This is a genomic window from Virgibacillus halodenitrificans (genome assembly GCF_001878675.1).
GTDB classification, from domain to species: Bacteria; Bacillota; Bacilli; order Bacillales; family Amphibacillaceae; genus Virgibacillus_Q; species Virgibacillus_Q halodenitrificans.
This window is the reverse complement of sequence record NZ_CP017962.1, coordinates 432,286-455,445: the sequence shown is the minus strand read 5'-3', so window position 1 is coordinate 455,445 and position 23,160 is coordinate 432,286. Positions and strand designations below refer to the sequence as shown.

Here is a 23,160-nt window from a genome sequence, read left to right as displayed (position 1 = left end):
ATATATATACTTTATAATAGATTTTTTATAATTAATATGATATTGTAATTATTATAAATAACTATGGAGGTGCTTTTATAATGAGTGATAAAAATAACAATAATAATAAGGTAACTACTGCGGCAGGTGCTCCGGTACCGGACTATCAGAATTCCATGACAGCTGGTCCAAGAGGGCCTTTACTTTTACAAGATGTCTGGTTCCTAGAAAAGCTTGCTCACTTTGATAGAGAAGTTATACCAGAACGCAGAATGCACGCGAAAGGTTCTGGTGCTTATGGGACTTTTACCGTTACGAAAGATATTACAAAATATACAAAAGCAAAGATTTTCTCAGAGATAGGGAAAAAAACAGATATGTTCGTACGTTTTTCTACTGTAGCAGGTGAACGAGGTGGAGCTGACGCTGAACGTGATATTCGTGGTTTTTCTATGAGATTTTATACCGAGGAAGGCAACTGGGACATCGTTGGGAACAATACGCCTGTATTCTTCTTTAGAGATCCACTACTATTCCCGGATTTAAACCATGCTGTTAAGCGTGATCCCCGCACAAATATGAGAAGCGCGAACAACAACTGGGATTTCTGGACGAACCTTCCTGAAGCACTTCATCAGGTTACGATTGTAATGAGTGACAGAGGAATACCTAAATCTTACCGACAAATGCATGGCTTTGGCAGTCACACTTTCAGTATGATTAACGATAAAAATGAACGAGTATGGGTGAAATTCCACATGCGTTCCCAACAAGGGATTGAAAATCTAACTGATCAGGAAGCGCAAGACCTTGTTGGCGCCGACCGTGAAAGTCATCAACGTGACCTTTATGAAAACATAGAAAATGGAAACTTCCCTAAATGGAAGATGTACATTCAAGTAATGACAGAAGAACAGGCAAATAATATGCCATACAATCCATTTGATCTTACTAAAGTTTGGTATAAAAAGGACTTTCCTTTAATTGAGGTTGGAGAATGGGAGCTTAACCGTAATCCTGATAACTACTTTGCTGAAGTAGAGCAGGCTGCTTTCACGCCTGCTAACGTAGTACCTGGTATAGGATTTTCTCCGGACAAAATGCTACAAGGCAGATTATTCTCATACGGTGATGCTCAGCGCTATCGTCTTGGTGTGAACCACCACCAAATTCCGGTTAACCAACCTAAATGCCCATTCCACAGTTTCCACCGAGATGGAGCAATGAGGGTTGATGGTAATAAAGGCAGCCAATTACATTATGCTCCGAACAGTTATGGTCAGTGGAAAGACCAACCAGAATACAAAGAACCAAGCCTTGCAATACACGGAGATGCTGACAGATGGGACTTCCGAGAAGATGATGACAACTACTTTGAGCAACCAGGACGTCTATTCAATTTAATGGACGCTGAACAAAAACAACTATTGTTCGAAAACACCGCTCGTAACATGCGCGGAGTAGATAAACACATCAAACTACGTCATATTAATCATTGTTATAAAGCAGACCCTGCTTATGGCGAAGGCGTAGCTAATGCTTTAGGAATTTCACTAAGTGAAGTAGAAGCCGCAAGTGAAAAAGAATAGTTTGTAAAAAGAAAGAGGATGTTCTTAGCGTAGAACATCCTCTTTCTATTACTTTTCGTTTTTAATCATTGATAGAGCTATTCTACCTTTATTTGCATCAATTTGTTCTACCCATACAGTCACTACATCGCCAACTGACGCTATATCCATAGGGTGTTTCACAAAGGAGTTAGACATCTTGGAGATATGCACAAGCCCATCCTGTTTAACTCCAATATCAACAAACACACCAAAATCCACTACATTTCTTACTGTTCCTTGCATTTCCATACCTGGCTTTAAATCTTCCAAGCTCAGAACATTTTGCTTTAGAAGAGGCTGCGGAAAATCATCACGGGGGTCACGCTCTGGTCGGCCGAGAGCTCCGATAATATCCAATAAGGTTGGTTCTCCTATTTCCAATTCTTTTGCAAGTTCCTTTTTATCTACTGTTTTTACTTTTTCTCTTAACTTTTCAGAACCGATATCATTTAACTCACAATCAAGTAATTTTAACAGTTGTTCTGTTTGCTTATAACTTTCGGGGTGAATTGGCGTACGATCCAATGGGTGATCTCCATCAATAATACGCAAAAATCCAATTCCTTGCTCATAAGTTTTGGCACCTAAACGAGGGATCTTTTTTAACTGTTTTCGATTAGTAAACTTCCCTTCTTCGTTCCGCTGTTTTACAATATTATTAGCGACAGCCTTACTCAAGCCAGATACATATTGCAATAGAGAGGAAGAAGCTGTATTAACATTTACTCCAACCTGGTTAACCGCAGTTTCAACCACAAAGGTTAAAGACTCATTTAACGCTTTTTGCCCGACATCATGCTGATATTGTCCTACACCAATTGATTTTGGGTCAATTTTAACTAGTTCAGCTAGTGGATCTTGAACTCTTCGCGCAATGGAGGCAGCACTTCTTTCTTCTACCTGTAAATCCGGAAATTCCTCACGTGCTAGTTTAGAAGCTGAATAAACACTTGCTCCCGCTTCATTAACAATAATGTAGGGGATTTCTAGTTTATTATTACTTATAACATCTGAAATAAATTGTTCAGTTTCTCTTGAAGCAGTACCATTTCCAATTGCTATCAGTTCAACCTGATGCTTTCTTATCAATCCCATCGCTATCTTTTCGGCGCCAGCTATATCATGCTTTGGAGCTGTTGGGTACATAACACCAACATCAAGTACTTTCCCTGTCTCATCTACTATCGCCAGCTTACAACCGGTTCGAAATGCAGGATCGACCCCTAAGATGGTTTTTCCTTTCAATGGAGGTTGTAATAATAAATTATTAAGATTTTTGGAGAATACTTCTATTGCCTGTTGTTCTGCTTTTTCAGTTAACCCGCTCCGTATTTCTCTCTCTACCGATGGCTGAATTAATCTTTTGTAACTATCATTGATTGCTTCTTTTAACAATGCAACAATCTGCTCATTCGCATCCCGTTTAATTACTTTTTTAACAAGATAGTCATGGATTTTTTCAGCAGGTGGTTCTACTGTAACCTTCAGCACTTCTTCTTTTTCTCCACGATTCAATGCCAAGATGCGATGAGATACCATTGAACGAATTGCTTCATTAAATTCATAATACATTTCGTATACACTTTTTTCATCTTTTTCAGCAGCTTTTAATTCCGAATTGATACTGCCACGCTTAAAGGTTTCTTCTCTAATATACTCACGGTATTCCGGGTCATCAGAAATCCATTCGGCAATTATATCGTTTACGCCTGCTAACACATCTTCCATGGACTGAAGTTCATGCTCCTCTGATATGAACTTCTCGACTTCGGTAGTCAAATCGACCAGTTGCTGATCCCAAACTTGTTGTGCCAGGGATTCTAGGCCTTTTTCTTTGGCAATGGTAGCCTTTGTCCTCCGTTTTTGTTTATACGGACGATACAGATCCTCTACCCTTTGCAATTGAGTAGCCTCATTAATCTCTTTCTCAAGTTCTTCCGTAAGCTTACCTTGTTCATCAATAATTCTTATTACTTCTTGTTTTCTATCTGAGAGATTTACCGCATATGTCCATTTATCTTGTACAGATTTAATTTGAACTTCGTCAAGCCCACCTGTAATTTCTTTTCTGTAACGTGCAATAAATGGTACCGTATTTCCTTCATCCAATAAATCGATAACTTTATGTACAATTGAGGTATTAACCTTGGTCTCTTTAGAAACCCATTGCATCAACTGCATGTTTAACTCATTATCCACATGTCTTCCTCCTTTTTCTATACCATTATTTTATCACTTAAAAAGAGAAGACTCCATTAGAAACGAACCCCCCAAAGTCTTAGATATGGTACATAATCCAATTTAGTTGATAGCAAGTACTGACTTAACAAACACTAAGGTGTGAAAGCGTCCGCCTAAGAAAACAAAAAAAGACCGACACTGTCAGCCTTTTAAATTTTTTACTTATATCTAATTGCAATTAACGTTGTATCATCTTCCCTGATTCCCTCGCTTGTATACTCAAAAACATTTGTGATCATTTCCACATCTGTATTCAGTAAAAATTTCTGCGAAAGATCTTTATCTGAGATTCCATCAGAGAACATAATAAAATTCGTTTCAGGCTCCAGTTTTTCCTGAACCACTTTAAACGGACGGTGATACCCAGCTAAATAGCCAGCATTAGGTATATTGCGCACCTTTTTTTTACCCTTAGGGATGGTCATTACCCCTATGTTTCCAATTGAAGAAAAGGAATACGTTTTTGTCTTAAAGTCGAGCTTTAAGATACCAACGACCACACCTCGTTTTCCGGTTAGTTGCTGATTACATTTCTTTATAATGTGTTCAATGGAAGAGTGGATATTACTTTTTATTATATCAATAACGATTTGAGAGGATTCCTTAGCAAATTCACCGCTTCCCAAACCGTCTGCAATAGCGCAGACGAACTCATTTTCTGTTTCCGTATAAAAGTAACTGTCTCCACAGTAGTAATTACCTTTTTTTGCCTTCTGGAACACAGATACATCTACTCTATTATAACTCAATCAAATACCTCCGTGCTTTCAGCTTGTATGGCTTCCCTCAATTTATGTAGAGAACGGCGCTGTAGCCTGGAGACGTGCATTTGAGAGATCCCTAATAATTCACCAGTTTCTTTCTGGCTCATATTCTCAAAATACGTGCACTGTAAAATTTGCTGTTCCCTTTCTGATAAGATAGGTAAAATTTTCTCCAGCATCATTTTTTGGTCCACATTATTATATCCACTTTCATCATTTCCTACCAAATCCAGAATGGCAACAGTACTACCATCGGAATCTGCTTCAATCTTTCGATCCACAGATAAAGCCTTATAACTTTTACCCATTTCCATTGTTTCCAGAACATCTTCTTCAGTGACTTCCAAATAATCCGCAATTTCTTTAATTGATGGGGATACTTGATTAGCAGTTGTTAATTCATCTACCGCTTTTTTAATTTTTGGACCAAGTTCTTTGATTCTTCTGGGAACATGCACACTCCATGTTTTATCTCTTATGAATCGCTTTATCTCTCCTATTATTGTCGGAATAGCAAAAGATTCAAAGGATTTACCAAATGATGCATCATACCTTCTCACTGCTGCTAATAATCCAATCATACCTACCTGTACAAGATCCTCGTGAATGGCGCTATTTTTGGAGTATTTTCTAGCAATGGACTCTACAAGATCCTTGTATGTTAGCACAATCTTTTCTTGCACCACTTCATCGGTTGGCTCATCTTGCAAGTACTCAATCCATTGGTAAACCTCATCTCTTCCGCTATTGTGTGGTTGAGATTTGGTCGTCATCAAAGCCCACCTCTGCTTCACTAAGATACTTGGTCATTAAAACAATAACCCCATAATTGTTGCTGATTTCTACTTTATCCATTAGAGCATTGATAAGGAATAAGCCAAACCCACCTTCTCGCAAACTCTCTACAGATTCTGTGTTTTTATATGGTCCGATATCATCTTTTATTTTATTCAAATCGAAGCTTCCGCCATGATCAGCAACCATAATTTCCAAGCGGTCTTCATAAATTCCAAATCCGATTGTTACTTCTCCCTCATCCTTTTCGTTATAAGCATGAGTTACCGTATTCGTAATGGCCTCAGAAATAGCAACCTTCAAATCTTCAATATCCTCATAAGAAAAACCCATTCGATTGGCAATTCCTGAAATGCTTAGCCGTATAACCCCAACATATTCCGCTTTTGCAGGCACCTTCATTTCTACAAAATCAAATTTTTCCATTATTCACTTCCACCCCGAATCGCTGAATTTATGTCCATAATCTCATCTAAACCTGTAATTTTGAATAAACGCAAAACCCGATCCTGAATGTTAACTAGCTTCATTTTGCTACCATGCTCTTTCGTTGACTTTAAGGCACTTATAAATACACCAAGTCCCGTGCTATCCATATAATTCACATTTTCCAAATCAATTTCCACTGTATGCTCTGGTGTCTTCGTTAATGGTAAAACGGCATCTTTTAACTGGGGAGCTGTATATGCATCAATTTCACCTGAAAGGTTTACAATCGATTTCTCTGATTCATTGGTTATATCAACTGATAAATTCATATTTTATATCCTCCTAAATAGACACAATATATGTAGTAGTAACATTATATATATTGTATAAACTCTCTACTATCCTTTAACCTTGTACCCAATTTAGTATAATGCTAAACCTCTCTGCGCAAAATTAACAGGGTGAAGTCATCTCTTAATTCGAAATCCTGTAGTCTCTCAAAATGCTTATACACCTTGTTGACCATTTCTTGAGCGGGTAAATCTTCATACGATTTTATTACTTCAAGAATTTCTTCGCTTTCAATAAACCGATCTCCATCTCTACATTCTGTAACACCATCTGTTAAAAGGATAACCATATCTCCTTTATTCACCTTCAGCTCATACTGTTCATATTCAGCATCTGAGGAAACACCAAGCACGAGACCTTTTGTTTCAATTTCAGTAAATGTGCCTTTTTCTGCATCATAATAAAAACCTGGCTCATGCCCTGCTGATGCATAGTGGAGCTTATGTTCACATGGAAGATACTGAGCATAAAGCATGGTAATAAACATGCTTGCATCCACGTTTCTCTCTACTACCCGATTTAAATTTTTAAGAATAGATTTTGGCTCCATAGAATCTTCAGGATAACTATCCATTGCGTATTTAATCATGGACATACATAAAGCAGCCGGGATCCCTTTTCCGATAACATCTGCTATTGCTATTCCTAATGAACCGTCCTTTCCCTTCACAAAATGATGATAATCTCCATTCATCTGATGGGCAGGAACACTAACAATACCTATATCTAACCCTTCAATTTCAGGCTTCGTCGTCCCCAATAATGTATTTTGCATACTTGCAGCAACCGAGATCTCAGACTTAATTTCATATTGTTTTTCTCTTAGCATTTGGAATTCTTGATGTGCAAGCCCGTAGGATATCATGGCTTCCAGTAAAAAATCCATGGAGTGTTGGAATTTCTCTGACATCTCTGGATATAGTTCAGCAAGTGCTTGAATATGCAAGTTCACAATTTCCTCAGGAAGTATATGGTTTTTAATAAAGGACTTACTGACCTGTTCAACTCCGTACAGAGATTTCTCGTCTTGTGTGTCAATGTAATGTTTTAATAAATCTTTATAATTTGCAGCATCTAATTTTATTACGTCATCCATCCTAAATCTCCCACCCTTATCCTCATCAAATTCCTGTCCTATACAAAGATGTGCACAACCTTTTAAGAGGGTGTGCACACTTTTTTAAACGCAGGCCGAAAAGAAGTTATCTGGCCCACTTAATTGCTTTAATTTTCGTGCCTACTCCTACCTCAGATTGAACATCAAATTCATCCATTAGCCTTTTGACACCTGGAAGTCCTGCTCCTAAACCGCCTGAAGTGGAGTAGCCATCTTCCATTACCCGGCCAATATCGTCAATCCCTGGTCCGTTGTCTGTTGATAGTATTACTAAACCTTTTCGGTTCATATTTTCAACTACTTCAAAACAAATTTGGCCGTTTTCAGTGTATAAATAAATATTACGAGCTAATTCCGATATCGCTGTTGCTATTCGAGCCTGGTCAACCGTACCAAAACCCATTTTCTTGGCAATATCTCGCCCTAATTGCCTTGCTCCAACAATATCCCACTCTTTTTGAATTGTTACACAAGATTGTGGGGTCATAATCATTCCCCCAATTCCTGGTACAGTTTAATTAGACCTTGCTCTAAGTCAAGCGCAGTTGGGACATTCTTTAGATGAATACCCAAATCTATTAAGGTCATGGCCACTGCAGGTTGAATACCAGTCAATACTACTTTCGCCCCCATTAAATCTGACATTGTAACAACATCCCCTAGAACTTTTGCAATGAATGAGTCAATTATGTCTACGGATGTTAGGTCAATGACAACTCCTGATGAACCACTTTGATGAATTTTATTTAATAGATCCTCTTGAAATTGTATTGCTGTATTATCATCAATCTCGGTTTGTATGGAAATCAAGAGATAATTATGAAGCTTTAAAATTGGTATTCGCATTCAGATCACTCTCCTCGTAAAGACTCGATCATTTTTTCAATACTTTCTTCATTGTCTTCAAGGTCAATAACTTTTCGGTTTGTAATTTCCAAAGCTCTAGTAAATCCTTTTCTTAGAGAGCTTTTTGTTGGAAATTTACCTAAGTCAATACCTAGATTTACAATTGTTTGTGCTATTTCAGGGCGAATACCAACTAAGATACAGGTAGAACCGATGAGTCTTACCGCCTCAGCGGCCTGTATAATATGATGGGCAACCATCGTATCTACCACAGGTACACCTGTGATATCAATCAATACTACTTCAGAATTATGTTTAATTACACCTTCGAGCAGGTTTTCCATAATTAGTTTCGCACGTTCTGTATCTATAGTTCCTATCAAAGGCATAACAGTAATTCGATCCATGACAGGGATGAGCGGGGCTGATAACTCTTGCAAAGCAACTCGTTGGAGGGATACAATATGCTCCCAGCTACCTGAGTACTCATTTACAAGCTGTCTGATAAGTGGTTCCACCCAAACATCTACACTTTTCATTACGTCTGAGATATGTGCGGAATCTACTTTTACAGACTGACCTAGAATATAATCAACGGAAACTCTTCTAAAAACCTGGAGTCCATCGGTGATATAACTTAGCGGCCAGCCTAGATTTATAATTTTTTCAGAAAAATCCTCTACGACTTTTACTGATCCTTGGTTTTTAATACTTGTAAAGATGACATTAACAAACTCTCTATTTGTACTTTCGAATAATTCGTCTGAAATATTCGCTGTATAGTTGTCCTGTTTAAGTGAGTTAATTTCTGACATCCACATTTGTACAATTGAGTCACTGTTTTCAATGACTATCTTTTTAAAATCCTGGCTCATTCTCTTCCCCCCATAATCGAGTCTACTGTCGTTATTACGACTAAATTCGCCAACTGTTTTATTGTATAAAGCACAAGTGCACGAATCGGTAGTTTTATATGGTTTTAATTGTACCATAAAAGGATATTTTTTTAAAAAAATCCCACTCTATACCTTTTAAGAAGAATAGCTTTTAAAAAAATGGCGTTAGAAATAAAGGTATATAAATATTTTTTGTTCAGTTGCTATGTCTTAATTTGTTCATCTCAGAAAGCTGAAGCATACTTATGAGCAGAAACAATGCTAAACAAAATTTTGTAGTTTTTAAGAAACATTAAAAGTGCTATTGCTTACAGCAATAGCACTTTTAATGATCATACATATCTTTCAGCCCCAGACTAATTTCCAGAGCCTGATTTATTTTATTCATCATTTCAGCATCAAGTTTCGTTATTTTATCTGTTAATCTCTGTTTATCCAATGTACGGATTTGTTCCAGCAGAATAACAGAATTCCGGTCGAATCCGTAGCGTTTTGCATTAATTTCAACATGAGTAGGTAACTTAGCCTTTTGAATTTGCGCAGTAATAGCTGCCACAATAACGGTCGGGCTAAACCGATTACCTATATCATTTTGAAGGATCAATACCGGGCGCACGCCTCCCTGCTCCGATCCAACCACAGGGGATAAGTCGGCGAAATATACTTCACCTCTTTGAACGATCAAATTGTTACACCCCGATCACAGAGCGCTCTAAGGTGTTTTCAGCCTCCTCTTCAGCTTGAAAAGCTTCCGAAGCAATTGTTAGATTAATGCGACCCATTTCTTCATAGCCTTTTTGCATTGTCTCACGGAATTGTTGGATATGTTCGTCTTTTTTATGCTGCAAGTAGCTTCTTGTAGCCTGACAAATGAAATCACTTAAGTCACTATTTTCATATCTCATTAATCCATCCACCTCATTCAATAGGTTTTTTGGTATTTTCACTAAGATCTCCTGTAAGCTCTCTGACAAAACCATACACCTCCGCCAACTGTTGAACGAACTATTTAAAAGTCATTATTTATGATAGCATTGAATCCAGTCGTTTGCAAAGGGTTATTGAAAGTTTTTTCTAAAAAAAGCTGTTTTTGTCGTTTAATATTTGAAATTTGTGGAATAAAACATGGTTAGCACCTATTCATTTTTATACAAGCGTGGAACCCGTTGATTGATTATACAAGGAATCTCATAGTTAATAGTTTCTGCATGGGCGGCGATTTCGTCCATCTCAATTTCTGCGCTATTTTGCTTACCTATCAGTGTAACCTTCGTATCAATAGGATATTCCCCATCAAGTCGAATCATGGTTTGATCCATACATATTCTCCCTACAATAGGCATTCTTTTTCCATTAACCAGTACATCTACCCCTTGTAGCTTCCTTATCCATCCGTCTCCATAGCCAATTGGAATCGTTCCAATCCATTCGTCTTTTTCCGCTTTATAGGTTGCGCCATAGCTAACTGTTTCTCCAGCAGCTATCTTCTTGACGTGAGCCAGTCTGCTGTGCAAGGAAAATGCTTGCTTTAATTCGACGTCTCTTTCAGACTTTACCGTACCAGATGGATATAATCCATACATAGCGATTCCGAAACGGATATAATCATACATTTCTTCAGGTAAACGAATCGCACTAGCACTATTACCAATGTGAACATCAACCGGCTTCCCCCATACCTCCGTAAATGTTTTCAGCATCTCTTCAAAACGACTTTTCTGTTCATAGAAATAGGACATATCAGCTTCATCAGCAGTTGCAAAATGTGTGAACACTCCTGTTAAATATATGCTGGGATTTTCATTTAATGCATAAAGGAGTTCTTTCAGTTCAGATTTTGTCCTTACACCAATCCTCCCCATACCTGTATCCCATTTCATATGGACATGTAGCTTATCCTCTAATTGATAAGTACTTACTTCCTGTAGCCATTCTTTTTGAAAAAAAGTTAAAGTAATATTGTTAACTGCAGCTATCGGTGCTGCTTTTGCAGGGACCCAGCCCAGCACTAAAATAGGGACCGTAATTTCTGCCTCCCTAAGTGTTAATGCCTCTTCAAATAGAGCAACAGCCAACGCACTAGCACCTGCTTTAATTGCCTTCTTCGCAACCTGCACACTCCCATGTCCGTAACCATCGGCCTTCACTACTGCAATGATCTTCGTCTTATTGGAAATACGCTTTTTAATTTGTTGAAGATTGTATTCAATCGCTTCCAGATCTACCTCTACCCAGGTATTTCTGTATATGGTGTCCGACATAGGACATGCTCCCTTCTGTAAATAACTAAATTAATTTTAGCAGAAAACAGCACGTGTTCCTATCCCAAAATATTTCTATCCAAAACCAGTAATAAACATTATTCAAAGGTTCTCACTTTTGTAGTTTATTAGGCAAATAAAAAGCAGACCCCCTCTCCATGTAAGAGTCTGCTTGCTATTTTTACCCATATTACTTCACTTCTTTATTTTGCACCGATTGAGCTACCTGAATTAATTCCTCTCTCGTCAATTCCTCGCTTGCAAGAATAAAATCAACCCCATCATACGTCCACTCAATCGTATTTTCTGAGAGTGCTCCTACAGCATTTCCTAAATTGACAATATCACCTGAAACTTCCTTTGGTGCCGACATAGTAGTAATCGCTTCTGACTTTTCTTCCACTAAAGTAAAATTCTTTTCACCTGAAAATGACAGTATAACCCGCTTCCCCTTTTCAAGATCTACTTCTTTTTTCTCCGTTAACTCCGCGCCTGCCAGATAGGAAGGAAACAATACTGTAAGCGTGTCATCCTGTACTTCTGCTGATGCTGTAGTCTCAGATTCTCCTTTCGCCATATTTTTGTCCATAGAGAAGTCATCCTCTGCAAACTTGGCTTCCGTATCAAACGTTGTAAACTTCACTTCAACCAACGTGTTTTTATCTTTATCCTTTACCTTAACGAGTAATGGGGTGTACGTTTTTTTGTCAAAATGAATTTCCTGGTATGGCAAATTGTTATTGCTTTGGTAATTAGTCTTTGTTTTGAAAATATACGCTGATTCAGTAGATTCAAAATCTGCTTCCTTATCCTCTTTAATATCCTTTACTAACGATTGATATAGATATGGCTGACTGCTATTATCCGGCCACTCGGATTGAAATTTAAAGCTTTTATCAAGGGCTGGGGTAAGCACAAACACACCATCTTTATTCTTCAGAATAATTTGGTTGCCCTTTTCGTCCTGGTCATTTTTTAATGCAACTCGATACATGTCACTTTTTTTATGCCAAATACCAATGTTAAAGTTTTGCTCTTCCTGCCCCGTATTCATGTTCATTGTTGCTTCTGCTTTATAACCGTTCATCTTTTCCATTGTATCCTCTAATTTACTTAGTACATCTTCCTGGGATTTCTCTCCGCACGCTGTCAACAAAATGGTTACAACAAGCAAAATCAAAACACTTAAATGTCTTTTCATAGTCATGTCTCCCTTGTCTCAAGTAAAAACAAAGGGAACGTTTATCACGCGAGTAGAAAGTACGTAAGATGAATTTATTGTGAATTGTTAGTTGTTAAGTAAGCTTTTAAACGCTTTAGGAATTCCTGTAATTACATCTGTAGCTAGTAAATCATGAACAGTATGGTTTGTACTTACTGCTAAGTCAGCCGACTTACCATGGAGATAACAACCATTACAAAGACCTTCAAATATGGATTGACCCTGCATGATCATGGCTAAGACCATCCCAGTGAGAACATCTCCACTACCTCCCTTGGCTAGTCCAGGGTTACCTGTAGTATTTACGACTTGTCTGCCTTCAGGAGAGGATATAATGGTGTGAGTGCCTTTTAGGATGACATAAACTCCATGCTCCATAGCAAAATTTCTGGAATAATAAAATGGGTTATGCATTAACTCCTTTACAGACAATCCCATAAGCATCGCCATTTCCCCAGGATGCGGTGTTATAATAACAGGCTCTTGCTTACCTTGAAGAGCGGATAAGTCATCCTTGATATGAAAAAGACCATCTCCGTCAATTATTATTGGACACTCTGCTTGGTGCAGAATGGTTTTGACAAGTAGTTCCGTCTCAGGATCTCTCCCCATTCCTATGCCAATCGCTACAGCATCATACGCATCCAAGTCAATAGACTTTTTATTCGTTAAAGCTCCATTGACTTCCGGTAAAATTTGATATGTCGCTTCAAGGTTTTGACCAGCAATCGCACTTCTCACTTTTTCTGAAGTTGCACCTGTAATAAGCCCGGCCCCCGTACGCAATGCTGCTTGCAATGTCATTGCAAATGCTCCCGGCATTTCAGAACTTCCTCCAATGACTAGCCCTCTACCATGATCACCCTTGTGGTCATTTAACTGACGTGACGGCATTGTTTTCAGAAATTGGACTTCATCCCAGACCTCTCTGTCACTTGCATTAAAGGCCTTCAGTGGCAATCCAATGTCTAAGTTGGTCCATTCTCCATAATAAGCTGCTGTATGTTGCAAAAACGCACTCATTTTCGGTGCGCCCACGGTGAAAGTGTAATCTGCTTGTACAGCTGCAAAATCATGGATCCCTTCATCAGCAGGCAAACCGGATGGTATATCAACAGAAACAACACAGGATGCTTTTTCATTTAGAATAGATACGAGGTTTGCTATCGGCTCTCGAAGCATTCCTTTTACCCCTATTCCCAATATTGCATCAATAAATATTTCAGCATCATTTAAATATGTTGAAATGTTCTCTGTCTCTTTCATTAAGGTAACCTCACCACCACAATTAACGTAAAGATTCTTGTGATAGAGAGCATCCCCAATAATCTTGTCATTTGGCACAACTTGTACAACTTGAACAGAATATGACTTATTCAATAATGTACGGCCAATAACAAAGCCATCTCCCCCATTGCTGCCAGGACCTACAAGAATACAGATGGTTCCTTTAGAGCTGGTTAAGCCTTCCACTTCCTGAGCAATAGCTCGTCCGGCATTTTCCATTAAAAGCTTACCTTCCATGTTCATTTCTTTTATTGACAATTCATCTATATCGTACATTTCGTTCGCGGTGACAATATACACTTTGTTCCCTCCTGCCCGCACTAAAATATATGAGACAAACTAATTAAATATGCATGACCTTATTCTGCTTCAATGATAACTTGGGCTGTTGCATAGGCTTCACTATGTGAGATGGATATAAAAATTTTCTTCATATGATATCCTTTCACCTTCATTTTTGGACCCCCATTATCACTATGAGTGATTTCTATGTCCTTAAAACTTAACTTACCTATACCTGTCCCTGTTGCTTTCGCAAATGCTTCTTTTCCAGCAAATCTCCCTGCAAGATATTCCATTTTCCTTTTCTCCGTGGGAAGTTTGTAAAAATAAAGTTGTTCTTTCTCCGTCAAAATCCGTTGGGCGAACCTCTCATTTCTGCGGAAACTATCTCTAATGCGCTCTATTTCAACTAAATCAATACCTATACCTTCTATCAAAAAATCACCTCTTTGCACAAGTACCATAAAACAATTGCCATTTTACAATGTATTTTAGTACGCTATGATTGGTCATATGATACAATATTTCTTACTATAATACTAATACCCATTTTAATGGATGTAAAAATAACTTTTATTCGGGGGTAATCATGTTTCTACGTAATGAGAGAAGTATAAAAGAATTTATGAGCTATTATCCGGTCGTTTCGGTGTTGGTAATTCTTCATTTAGCTTTATGGTTTATTATAGACTTTCTCCAGCTTCCTATAGGGGAATCCCTCTATCAGTGGGGTGCTGGAAGCAATTATTTGATCAACCAAGGGGAATGGTGGCGTTTAATAACACCCATATTTCTCCATGCCGGTCTAATGCATGCTTTATTTAACTCCTTTTCCCTAGTACTATTTGGCCCAGCCTTGGAACAAATGCTAGGTAAGACAAAATTTGTTCTTGCATATGTTGGAGCTGGATTTATTGGCGATTTAGGAACATACCTTTTAGGTCCTGATTCCTTTTGGTATACACATGTAGGAGCTTCAGGAGCAATATTTGGACTGTTTGGTATTTATATTTTTATGGTAGTATTTCGCAAGCATTTAATCGATCAGGCGAATTCCCAAATTGTAGTTACCATCTTTGTGATTGGACTTGTTATGACATTCGTACGGTCAAATATAAATATTTATGCACATATTTTTGGGTTTATTGGTGGTTTTGCCATCGCTCCTCTGGTCCTCACAAAAGCAAGAGCATATTCACCTTGGCGGAACAGGCGCGATTATGACCCAAATGATACCTCCATCAAATTTGACCCAAACCGCTGGAAGAAACGCCGAATGCCTGCACAGCTTAAGAAAAATATCTTTTGGATTATCTTTGGAGTGCTCGTGGTGCTAGGCTTATTCAGCCGCTTCTTAAGATAAAATATCCCCCTAGTCTATGGAAGACTAGGGGGTTCACTTTATGATAGACATTCACGCTCGATTTCTTCCTCCCAATGTCCGTCATCAACCTCATGATAGACATTCACACTCGATTTCTCTCTCCCAATGTCCGTCATCAACCTCATGATAGACATTCACACTCGATTTCTCTCTCCCAATGTCCGTCAGCACTCTCATGATAGACATTCACGCTCGATTTCTTCCTCCCAATGTCCATCATCACTCTCATGATAGACATTCACGCTCGATTTCTCTCTCCCAATGTCCGTCATCACTCTTATGATAGACATTCACGCTCGATTTCTCCCTCCCAATGTCCGTCATCAACCTCATGATAGACATTCACGCTCGATTTCTCCCTCCCAATGTCCATCATCACTCTCATGATAGACATTCATGCTCCGTTTCTCCCTCTCAATGTCCGTCATTACCCTCATGATAGACATTCACGCTCGATTTCTCACTCCCAATGTCCGTCATCACCTGCTAATCGCAATTCCATACAATTTCCTGCGTGGTTAAAAATGAATTACTTAAAGAAACTCAGTTGCCTAAGTTTTTCTCTTCACGAAAAAAGCTCCCACACGGGGAGCTTTTTAATTAATCATTGTTTCTGCGCTTTTGAAAATTTCCTTTGCGGTTTCTTCCACCTTGGTGACGTCCGCCTTGGTTACGTCCACCTTGCCCACGTTTTCCTTGGAAACGTTTATTATTTGAGCGACGATTGTCTCTTGAGTTTTGTGCTTTTTTCACGCTAATTGGTGCTACAGAGGAAATTTTAACAGGTGTATCCCTGCGTTCCTTTGTAAGTAGTTTTAGCGCAGCAGCTATAACCGTAACAGAATCATTATCCTCCAATAGTTCAGTCGCAGTTTCATGATAGGCTTTTAAATCCTGTTTTTCAATAGTTGACAAAATCTTGTCTACAGTTACTTGCTGTTGACCTTGTTGAGCATCCTTATTGGTAGGAGGCATGAGACGCTTCATTTTGCTTTTAGTCGTCTTTTCAATTAAGTGAAGATGTGCCATTTCTCTAGGTGTAATAAATGAAATAGCTTCACCTGTCTTCCCAGCTCTACCTGTTCGACCAATACGGTGTACGTAGCTCTCAGGGTCTTGAGGGATATCAAAATTATAAACGTGAGTAACGCCTGAGATATCCAAACCACGTGCTGCCACATCAGTCGCTACAAGTACATCAACACGTCCGCCTTTAAATTTATTTAGTACAGACATACGCTTACCTTGTGTTAAATCACCATGAATTCCTTCTGCGCGATATCCTCTTGCCTGTAGTCCTTCTGTAATTTCATCTACGCGCTTCTTTGTTCTACTAAAAACAATCGCAAGTTCTGGTGAATTTATATCCAAATGATTGTTTAGTGTATCGAACTTAAATTTTTCAGGAATTTCAACGAAGAACTGATCAATATTTTCTACAGTCATTTCTTTTGCTTTAACTTTAATCTCTTTCGGATCCTTCATCAAGTTAGTAGCAATATCGCGAATCTCTTTTGGCATTGTTGCTGAAAACAGCAATGTTTGTCTTTCTTCCGGAATTCCTTTTAAAATGTCACGGATATCATCAATGAATCCCATATTAAGCATTTCATCTGCTTCATCCAATATAGCTGTTTGTACCATATCAATTTTTATAGTTCTTCTGCGCATATGGTCAAGTAGTCGACCAGGAGTCGCTACAACTATTTGCGGGCCATCTTTTAATGCGCGAATTTGTCGGTCCATATGTTGACCGCCGTAAACTGCCAATGCTCTGATCCCTTTGAACTTAGCAAGGCGGTTTACTTCTTCTGCAACCTGAATTGCTAATTCGCGAGTCGGCGCTACAACCAAACCTTGAATCTTTCTTTGCTTTGGATCAATTTTTTCAATCATTGGGATACCGAATGCAGCTGTTTTTCCTGTTCCAGTCTGCGCTTGTCCAATCACATCATTCCCTTGCATTGCTAGTGGAATTGTCTCTGATTGGATCGGAGTTGCTTCCTCAAATCCCATTTTTTCCAGTGCTTTCATAATTGGGGCTGATACCCCTAGTTCTTTAAATGCTGTCACCTATTCCTCTACTCCTTTTTAAATATATTTGTTTATTTAGAGGCCTTGGAATTTTCTCATATGATAGGAAAATATAAATTTCGGCTCTTTCGATTCTGTGCAGAAAAGGCCAAATCGTTCAGCTAAAGTACCTGTCTAACAAACAAAGTACCTTTGGCTTCCCATACTTTAGTCTTTAAATATCGTTTCCCACTTTCCCTTTAAATAAAACAAAGGGAATGGACATATATAAAGTAATTTAGATCTCAATATACCTATATTCTCGTTTAAAGTATACTTATTTTTATACTTCCCTAAAGTACAAAAAAGGCTTCACCAATTAGTGGTAAGAGGCCTCCATCAAAAACTCATGCATGTTACATCATATCATACATTTTAGTAGGATACTAATTACAAAAATGATTTTTTACTTTTACCGTGATAGAATAGATAAGATTACAAGAATTTTTTATGAGGAGGTTTATTATGCGTCGCCCTCCATTTAACCCATACGCTGCGGTTGTCATTGGAGTAATTTCTGTCTCCACGTCTGCCGTTTTGGTAAAATTGGCTGACCAAGCACCTGCTGCTATTATAGCTAATTACCGATTATTGTTTGCCGTGTTACTAATGGCTCCAATTATATTAATTAAATACAAAAGTGAATTCAGGCTAATTTCTAAAAAAGATTGGATATCATCCATTTTTGCAGGGGTTTTTTTGGCGTTTCATTTTATTTTGTGGTTTGAATCATTAAACTATACCTCTGTTGCCAGTTCAGTGGTCCTTGTCACTCTACAGCCCATTTTTGCATTTTTAGGGACTTATTTCTTTTTTAAAGAACGTTTTTCTCCAGGGGCTGTTATTAGTATGGTTATCGCCTTACTTGGGAGCGTCATCATAAGCTGGGGAGATTTTAAAATTAGTGGCCTGGCTTTATTCGGTGACATTCTCGCATTATTGGGTGCTATTACAGTTACAGCATACTTTTTACTAGGGCAAAGAGTCAGAAGGAACGTCTCATTAATGACATATACTTTTGTTGTGTATGGAGTTAGTTCTCTGACCCTGATAATTTATAATATCCTATTGCAAAATTCATTTACTGGTTATCCTGTTGATCATTGGTGGATTTTTATTGTCTTAGCCATTTTCCCTACATTTCTTGGGCATACCTTATTTAATTGGGCATTAAAGTGGTTAAGCACTTCGACGATATCTATGGGGATTGTGTTTGAACCTGTAGGAGCTTCTATTTTAGCCTTTTTCATTCTTGGAGAGGTTATAACATGGGCTCAATTCCTTGGTGGATCCATTGTTATTTTCGGCTTGTTCTTATTTATACTTAGCACTTCCCGAAAACCAAAAGTTACAATATCCCAGAAGGAGCAAAATCAATAGAAACAATGGGCAATTCTTAGAATTGTTGGTATACTAAAAATAAATCATAAAAAGAAATGGTGATGGCATGGACGTGCAATTAATGACAGACAGCGGTGCAGATATACCTGAAAAACTGAGTAATGATTTTGATATAAAAGTAGTCCCACTTTATTTGCATTTCAGTGATGGACAATACAAAAGCGGAGTAGATATGGATACTCCAGCATTTTATCAAAAAGTAGCGGAACTAAACGAACTTCCACGCTCAGCTGCACCAAGCCCACATGATTTTTATCATGCATATAAGAATGTGGACCCTACAGTTCCAATTCTGATGTTGAGCCTCACAAAGGGATTAAGTAGCACTTTCGAAAATGCAGTTACGGGTAAAGACATGTTACTTGAAGAAGAACCCGAACGGAAGATTGAAGTAATTAATACAAAAACAGCTTCTTGTGGAATTGCTCTTTTACTTGGTGAAGCTCATGCTAAAATTAATGAAAATTATTCATTTGAACAGCTTGTAGAGCACATGAAAATTCGCTCAGAACAAACTACCACTTTATTCGTATTGAAAACACTTGAGAACCTTGTTATGGGTGGTAGATTGGATAAGGTTAAAGGAACAATAGCCAAGACCTTAAACATTAAGTTACTTATGAAGGCTAATGAAGAAGTTGGAGATATAGAGGTCACGGAAAAAGTGCGTGGTGACAAAAAGTCCATTAGAAGATTTATTGATCAAATTGGTGAATATACTAAAAATGTTGAAGACAAGATTATTTCTATGACGCATTGTAATGCAGAGGATCGGGCAAAAATTGTGCTCGAAGAAATCCGAAAGAAATATCCCTTTAAAGATGCTTATTTAACCGAATGCGGACCATTAATATCTACTTACGGTGGTGAAGGAGCATTAGTAATTTCCTTTTTTAAAGATTAAACAAGGTCTGCCTTACTGTGGCAGACCTTGTTTTGTATTTACACTCTTTATTAAAAATTGATGCACCATCTGATTTAATGTATCTTTATCTTCCCCAAGACAAATTAAATGGCGGGATCGCTCAAAAAACACTACCTCTTTTCGTGATGAAGTAATTTCCTTATCCAAATAATATGCAGTCTTATATGGAACCATTCCATCCTGCTGGCCCTGGGCAATCAAAACAGGTGTCTCTACTTTCTTTAAAAAGCGTCTGGTAAATCTGACGAGCTTTAAGAATTCAATGTTTGCTTTTAAGGGGACAGCCCCAATTTTTTTCTTATAATGCTGATACAGCTTGTTGTTATTTAATTCTCCTTTAAATCCATCTGCAATTACATCCGTTAAATCCAATGTGATTTGTTTGAACGACAAATATTTTCCTGATGTAGCAAGTAGAACCAGTTTTTCCACTTTATACTTAGCCGCGAGATAAGCAGCTATCATTCCCCCCATGGAAAAACCAATAATATAAATTTCATTGTACTTTGCTTGTAATTGGACAAATGAAGCCTCTGCCGCTTTAATCCATTTCTTATGGGAGGCATCTGTTAAATTCAGTTTCTTCCCATGTCCTGGCAGTGTCGGAACTTCTACATGCCAATTTGTATTTTTTTTTAGATAACTTGCTAAAGGTTCAACTTCATATGGTCCACCTGTAAATCCATGAATAATGAGACATCCAATCATACGAATTCTCCTCATAACCTTTATACCTTATCTTATTCCCTTGAACTAACATTCCTATGAGCTATATTACTATTTCCATCACTTTCCTAAAGCTAAATAGGTCACATGTAAATTTTACCTGAAATTCTTAATAAAACTGCCGAATTGTTTCACTATAGGGGAAACCTGATGATAAGTATTTGCCAATTGTCCTACGGTCGAGAGCATTTTATCAAGGTCCATTTGCCCCTCATTATCCTGAAAATAATTCAGTAAACCATTTCCCTGCTGCATACCTGGTGAATTGTTCATATTGGGTGGCGCTCCTGGCATAACTGATGCACTATTCATATTGGGCGTAGATCCCGACATACCTGATGCATTGTTTATATTAGGTGGAGCAGTTGTCATAGGTGATGGCCAATTTGGTGGTTGCTGAGGCTTTGCATACATGTCAAAGGGTGACTGCGGAAATTCCTGACCATAATATGGCGACTGGGGATAAAATTGAGAGTTTTGCGTGTCAGTGTATGGCGGGAACGGGTAGTCATATGGTGATTCAACCCGATGATATGGATTAAAGTTCATCTGATAATTCATACAAACACACCCCTTTACTAATCCTTCTAGTACCAAGATATGCGCAGTAAACAGCTACTGTGATTCTGTTTTTTGCAATTTCAATTATTGACTTGAATATGTTTTACTATGGTTCAAGTCAGTATCCGCAAGGCCTAATGAACTTCTGATTTTCTCCTTTTGAAAGCCTAATATTGCATATGGCTCCTTACCGATATACGTAGCAGGTGTCCCATATACCCCTTTTTCCTGAAGTTCCTTCTTATAATTAGCATTATCTGTAACATTTCTTACTTCGTATGGTACATTCCATTCATCAAGTTGCTTCATTAATTTCTTACAATCTTCATTTTCTTCACTAATGTAAATAAGCACACTTTTCTCTGTCATTGTCGCCACCTCCCACTAGTTACTGATTGTCTAATTTTTAACTACCCCCTTTTTATTCTTTCTAAACTTTTTGTGTTAAATATATTACAATTATATTACAAGCAAAAACTCCAGTTCTCATTAGAGATATACTGGAGTTTTCATTTTTTTAATATGCAAGTACATCAGATAGAGGAGTAGATCCTTCAATTAAATTAAAAATTTTATTTTCTGCTCGTGGAGCTGATAAAAGATAAACAAGAACGGATGCAACATCAGCTCTCGGCACGCTCCCTCTTTCAGGAGAGCCTTCATGAACATTTACCTTCCCTGATGCAGGTTCATCCGTAAGTCGACCTGGGCGCAGGATAGTATAATTTAATCCTGAGGTTTTTAAATGTTCATCTGCACGATGCTTTGCATAAAGATAGTGCTTAATTTGCTCAGCCTGCTTAGGTTGATCTGCTCCCATAGAACTTAGCATAACAAATCTGTTTACTCCATGCTTTTTAGCAAGATCTGCTGCTTCAATAGCGCCTTCTTGATCAATAATAATTGTTTTATCTGCTCCTGTTTTAGGGCCGGAACCAGCAGCAAAAATTACAGCTTCTGTATTATAAAAGGCTTTCTCAAAATCCTTTTCCAAATCCGCCAAAACTGTTTCTACATTTTTCTCTTCAAAATACGGAATCTGATCGGTATCTCTAACCATTGCCACAGGCTGATGGTCTGACTCCTTCAATCTGTCAACGACGTGTTTCCCTACAGCTCCATTTGCTCCAATTACTAATACTCTCACTTTTAATACCTCCTTAAAAGTAACCACTCCTTCATTCTATTTCCTAAAAAAATAGAAGCAAAACATTTATCCTTAAGATAAACATCCTGCTTCCCATGGTCCGCAAGCATACCGACTAGCTTGCGATATATTATAATAGAGCTGAGACATCCCATATCCCACTATTATTTTAACCTACATTATGACCCTCCGCTGTGATATACATCACATCAAGATTATAATTTGCGTATGGATGTACCAAGCCTTTTCAAAAGATCAATTGCAGTTGCTTTTTCTTCTTCATTTAAAACACTCATCAATTCATCAATTCTACCCCAATGCTCAGGAAAAATCCGATCAAGTAAGTTTTTCCCCTTCTCCGCAATAACCGCATAAGTTACACGCCGATCGTTTGGACAAGGCTGTCTATATAAATATTCCTTTCTCTCTAATTTATTTATCACGTAGGTAATGCTTCCACTTGTTAACAGGATTTTCTGTCCTATTTTTTGCAATGGTTGTTCTCCCCGATGGTATAGTAATTCCAATACAGCAAAATCAGTAAGATTTAGTCCTTTGGATTGGATGTCCTGCTCTACTTGTTCCATAATTGCCTGATAGGCTTTAGATAGAACTACAAATAACCTTAAGGAAAGATCCTCCTTTTTTTCTTCCAACGTGCTCTCTGGCTTCAACGTTATAACCTTCTTTCCGTTCATAAAATCCTTAGAATTGTTATCACCTTTTACTTAACTATAGCACCCACAAAGGAAGATTGGAATAGAGGCTTGGAAGAAATTACTGTTCACTTCTTTCTCTAGGAGGCTTTTCCCTTCCACAACAAAAGCAACCACTTATTCCAAAGTTATATGGAGCAGTTCCAC

At 38.0% G+C, this 23,160-nt stretch carries 25 protein-coding genes; 4 read left to right on the top strand and 21 right to left on the bottom strand.

Translation table 11 applies throughout. From position 1 onward, the window contains the following. Positions 1 to 80: 80 nt before the first annotated feature. The gene (locus BME96_RS02420) at positions 81 to 1,568 is read left to right on the top strand and encodes a catalase (protein ID WP_060681902.1); all 1,488 of its coding nucleotides are present in this window, start codon (positions 81 to 83) and stop codon (positions 1,566 to 1,568) included. A 48-nt stretch (positions 1,569 to 1,616) separates the two neighbouring features. On the opposite strand, the gene BME96_RS02415 is transcribed toward BME96_RS02420, so the two are convergent. The 15 genes from BME96_RS02415 to acpS all read right to left on the bottom strand — a co-directional run bounded on the left by BME96_RS02415 (position 1,617) and on the right by acpS (position 14,517). Further along, on the bottom strand, positions 1,617 to 3,770 hold the full coding sequence (locus BME96_RS02415; protein ID WP_071649934.1) for a Tex family protein: 2,154 nt from the start codon (positions 3,768 to 3,770) through the stop codon (positions 1,617 to 1,619). A gap of 218 nt (positions 3,771 to 3,988) precedes the next feature. Beyond that, a complete protein-coding gene (locus tag BME96_RS02410; RefSeq protein WP_071648188.1) occupies positions 3,989 to 4,579 on the bottom strand; it encodes a SpoIIE family protein phosphatase in 591 nt (196 codons plus the stop codon). After that, a complete protein-coding gene (sigB, locus tag BME96_RS02405; RefSeq protein WP_071648187.1) occupies positions 4,576 to 5,367 on the bottom strand; it encodes an RNA polymerase sigma factor SigB in 792 nt (263 codons plus the stop codon). Before sigB ends, BME96_RS02410 begins: the two co-directional genes overlap by 4 nt. Continuing rightward, the gene (gene rsbW / locus BME96_RS02400) at positions 5,339 to 5,815 is read right to left on the bottom strand and encodes an anti-sigma B factor RsbW (RefSeq protein WP_019379211.1); all 477 of its coding nucleotides are present in this window, start codon (positions 5,813 to 5,815) and stop codon (positions 5,339 to 5,341) included. The genes sigB and rsbW overlap by 29 nt, the downstream gene beginning before the upstream one ends. Next, positions 5,815 to 6,147, bottom strand: coding sequence for an STAS domain-containing protein (locus tag BME96_RS02395; RefSeq protein ID WP_060681899.1), 333 nt, complete (start codon positions 6,145 to 6,147; stop codon positions 5,815 to 5,817). The genes rsbW and BME96_RS02395 overlap by 1 nt, the downstream gene beginning before the upstream one ends. Before the next feature lie 104 nt (positions 6,148 to 6,251). Further along, a complete protein-coding gene (locus BME96_RS02390; protein WP_060681898.1) occupies positions 6,252 to 7,265 on the bottom strand; it encodes a PP2C family protein-serine/threonine phosphatase in 1,014 nt (337 codons plus the stop codon). A gap of 106 nt (positions 7,266 to 7,371) precedes the next feature. Then, on the bottom strand, positions 7,372 to 7,773 hold the full coding sequence (locus BME96_RS02385) for an anti-sigma regulatory factor (RefSeq protein WP_060681897.1): 402 nt from the start codon (positions 7,771 to 7,773) through the stop codon (positions 7,372 to 7,374). A 2-nt stretch (positions 7,774 to 7,775) separates the two neighbouring features. Continuing rightward, positions 7,776 to 8,132: an STAS domain-containing protein gene (locus BME96_RS02380; protein WP_040954281.1), complete on the bottom strand. Its 357-nt coding sequence runs from the start codon at positions 8,130 to 8,132 to the stop codon at positions 7,776 to 7,778. 5 nt (positions 8,133 to 8,137) lie between these two features. Continuing rightward, positions 8,138 to 9,007 (bottom strand): RsbT co-antagonist protein RsbRA, encoded by an 870-nt coding sequence (locus tag BME96_RS02375; protein WP_060681896.1) that lies wholly within the window; start codon positions 9,005 to 9,007, stop codon positions 8,138 to 8,140. A 346-nt stretch (positions 9,008 to 9,353) separates the two neighbouring features. Further along, complete coding sequence (locus tag BME96_RS02370) at positions 9,354 to 9,713, bottom strand: type II toxin-antitoxin system PemK/MazF family toxin (protein WP_019379217.1); 360 nt, start codon at positions 9,711 to 9,713, stop codon at positions 9,354 to 9,356. 4 nt (positions 9,714 to 9,717) lie between these two features. Further along, entirely contained in the window at positions 9,718 to 10,002 is a 285-nt protein-coding gene (locus BME96_RS02365) for a CopG family ribbon-helix-helix protein (protein WP_019379218.1), read from the bottom strand. Between the two features lie 162 nt (positions 10,003 to 10,164). Then, on the bottom strand, positions 10,165 to 11,289 hold the full coding sequence (gene alr, locus BME96_RS02360; protein WP_071648186.1) for an alanine racemase: 1,125 nt from the start codon (positions 11,287 to 11,289) through the stop codon (positions 10,165 to 10,167). A 190-nt stretch (positions 11,290 to 11,479) separates the two neighbouring features. After that, on the bottom strand, positions 11,480 to 12,490 hold the full coding sequence (locus BME96_RS02355; protein WP_071648185.1) for a LolA family protein: 1,011 nt from the start codon (positions 12,488 to 12,490) through the stop codon (positions 11,480 to 11,482). Positions 12,491 to 12,577: 87 nt separating this feature from the next. Then, positions 12,578 to 14,098, bottom strand: a complete 1,521-nt coding sequence (locus BME96_RS02350) for an NAD(P)H-hydrate dehydratase (protein ID WP_071648184.1) — start codon at positions 14,096 to 14,098, stop codon at positions 12,578 to 12,580. 59 nt (positions 14,099 to 14,157) lie between these two features. Then, positions 14,158 to 14,517 (bottom strand): holo-ACP synthase, encoded by a 360-nt coding sequence (gene acpS, locus BME96_RS02345; protein ID WP_071648183.1) that lies wholly within the window; start codon positions 14,515 to 14,517, stop codon positions 14,158 to 14,160. A 152-nt stretch (positions 14,518 to 14,669) separates the two neighbouring features. On the opposite strand from acpS, the gene BME96_RS02340 reads away from it, so the two are divergent. Next, positions 14,670 to 15,443 (top strand): rhomboid family intramembrane serine protease, encoded by a 774-nt coding sequence (locus tag BME96_RS02340; protein WP_071648182.1) that lies wholly within the window; start codon positions 14,670 to 14,672, stop codon positions 15,441 to 15,443. A gap of 621 nt (positions 15,444 to 16,064) precedes the next feature. Here BME96_RS02340 and BME96_RS02335 read toward each other — a convergent pair. Beyond that, on the bottom strand, positions 16,065 to 17,537 hold the full coding sequence (locus BME96_RS02335; protein ID WP_019379225.1) for a degradosome RNA helicase CshA: 1,473 nt from the start codon (positions 17,535 to 17,537) through the stop codon (positions 16,065 to 16,067). Between the two features lie 465 nt (positions 17,538 to 18,002). Here BME96_RS02335 and BME96_RS02330 point away from each other — a divergent pair, with 465 nt between their 5' ends. Both BME96_RS02330 and BME96_RS02325 read left to right on the top strand, forming a co-directional pair. Continuing rightward, on the top strand, positions 18,003 to 18,917 hold the full coding sequence (locus BME96_RS02330) for a DMT family transporter (protein WP_019379226.1): 915 nt from the start codon (positions 18,003 to 18,005) through the stop codon (positions 18,915 to 18,917). A 67-nt stretch (positions 18,918 to 18,984) separates the two neighbouring features. Next, positions 18,985 to 19,842 carry a DegV family protein gene (locus BME96_RS02325; RefSeq protein ID WP_071648181.1) on the top strand — a complete coding sequence of 286 codons (858 nt, stop codon included), beginning with the start codon at positions 18,985 to 18,987 and terminating at the stop codon, positions 19,840 to 19,842. Between the two features lie 12 nt (positions 19,843 to 19,854). On the opposite strand, the gene BME96_RS02320 is transcribed toward BME96_RS02325, so the two are convergent. The 5 genes from BME96_RS02320 to BME96_RS02300 form a co-directional block, all read right to left on the bottom strand. After that, complete coding sequence (locus BME96_RS02320; protein WP_019379228.1) at positions 19,855 to 20,571, bottom strand: alpha/beta hydrolase; 717 nt, start codon at positions 20,569 to 20,571, stop codon at positions 19,855 to 19,857. Between the two features lie 114 nt (positions 20,572 to 20,685). Continuing rightward, positions 20,686 to 21,150 (bottom strand): YppG family protein, encoded by a 465-nt coding sequence (locus BME96_RS02315; RefSeq protein ID WP_019379229.1) that lies wholly within the window; start codon positions 21,148 to 21,150, stop codon positions 20,686 to 20,688. 84 nt (positions 21,151 to 21,234) lie between these two features. Next, positions 21,235 to 21,519 (bottom strand): glutaredoxin family protein, encoded by a 285-nt coding sequence (locus tag BME96_RS02310; protein ID WP_071648180.1) that lies wholly within the window; start codon positions 21,517 to 21,519, stop codon positions 21,235 to 21,237. Between the two features lie 148 nt (positions 21,520 to 21,667). Then, positions 21,668 to 22,297, bottom strand: coding sequence for an SDR family oxidoreductase (locus tag BME96_RS02305; protein ID WP_019379231.1), 630 nt, complete (start codon positions 22,295 to 22,297; stop codon positions 21,668 to 21,670). Between the two features lie 215 nt (positions 22,298 to 22,512). Further along, positions 22,513 to 22,971 (bottom strand): MarR family winged helix-turn-helix transcriptional regulator, encoded by a 459-nt coding sequence (locus BME96_RS02300; RefSeq protein ID WP_077356444.1) that lies wholly within the window; start codon positions 22,969 to 22,971, stop codon positions 22,513 to 22,515. Positions 22,972 to 23,160 lie beyond the last annotated feature (189 nt).

Excerpts from the sequence above, each read along its gene's own strand:
- alr (WP_071648186.1), bottom strand. The coding sequence starts at position 11,289 with ATGTCGGACACCATATACAGAAATACCTGGGTAGAGGTAGATCTGGAA.
- BME96_RS02390 (WP_060681898.1), bottom strand. The coding sequence starts at position 7,265 with ATGGATGACGTAATAAAATTAGATGCTGCAAATTATAAAGATTTATTA.
- BME96_RS02385 (WP_060681897.1), bottom strand. The coding sequence starts at position 7,773 with ATGACCCCACAATCTTGTGTAACAATTCAAAAAGAGTGGGATATTGTT.
- BME96_RS02415 (WP_071649934.1), bottom strand. The coding sequence starts at position 3,770 with ATGCAGTTGATGCAATGGGTTTCTAAAGAGACCAAGGTTAATACCTCA.
- BME96_RS02395 (WP_060681899.1), bottom strand. The coding sequence starts at position 6,147 with ATGAATTTATCAGTTGATATAACCAATGAATCAGAGAAATCGATTGTA.
- BME96_RS02330 (WP_019379226.1), top strand. The coding sequence starts at position 18,003 with ATGCGTCGCCCTCCATTTAACCCATACGCTGCGGTTGTCATTGGAGTA.
- BME96_RS02420 (WP_060681902.1), top strand. The coding sequence starts at position 81 with ATGAGTGATAAAAATAACAATAATAATAAGGTAACTACTGCGGCAGGT.
- rsbW (WP_019379211.1), bottom strand. The coding sequence starts at position 5,815 with ATGGAAAAATTTGATTTTGTAGAAATGAAGGTGCCTGCAAAAGCGGAA.
- BME96_RS02310 (WP_071648180.1), bottom strand. The coding sequence starts at position 21,519 with ATGACAGAGAAAAGTGTGCTTATTTACATTAGTGAAGAAAATGAAGAT.
- BME96_RS02375 (WP_060681896.1), bottom strand. The coding sequence starts at position 9,007 with ATGAGCCAGGATTTTAAAAAGATAGTCATTGAAAACAGTGACTCAATT.
- BME96_RS02340 (WP_071648182.1), top strand. The coding sequence starts at position 14,670 with ATGTTTCTACGTAATGAGAGAAGTATAAAAGAATTTATGAGCTATTAT.
- BME96_RS02320 (WP_019379228.1), bottom strand. The coding sequence starts at position 20,571 with ATGATTGGATGTCTCATTATTCATGGATTTACAGGTGGACCATATGAA.
- BME96_RS02355 (WP_071648185.1), bottom strand. The coding sequence starts at position 12,490 with ATGAAAAGACATTTAAGTGTTTTGATTTTGCTTGTTGTAACCATTTTG.
- BME96_RS02315 (WP_019379229.1), bottom strand. The coding sequence starts at position 21,150 with ATGAATTATCAGATGAACTTTAATCCATATCATCGGGTTGAATCACCA.
- BME96_RS02380 (WP_040954281.1), bottom strand. The coding sequence starts at position 8,132 with ATGCGAATACCAATTTTAAAGCTTCATAATTATCTCTTGATTTCCATA.
- sigB (WP_071648187.1), bottom strand. The coding sequence starts at position 5,367 with ATGACGACCAAATCTCAACCACACAATAGCGGAAGAGATGAGGTTTAC.
- BME96_RS02325 (WP_071648181.1), top strand. The coding sequence starts at position 18,985 with ATGGACGTGCAATTAATGACAGACAGCGGTGCAGATATACCTGAAAAA.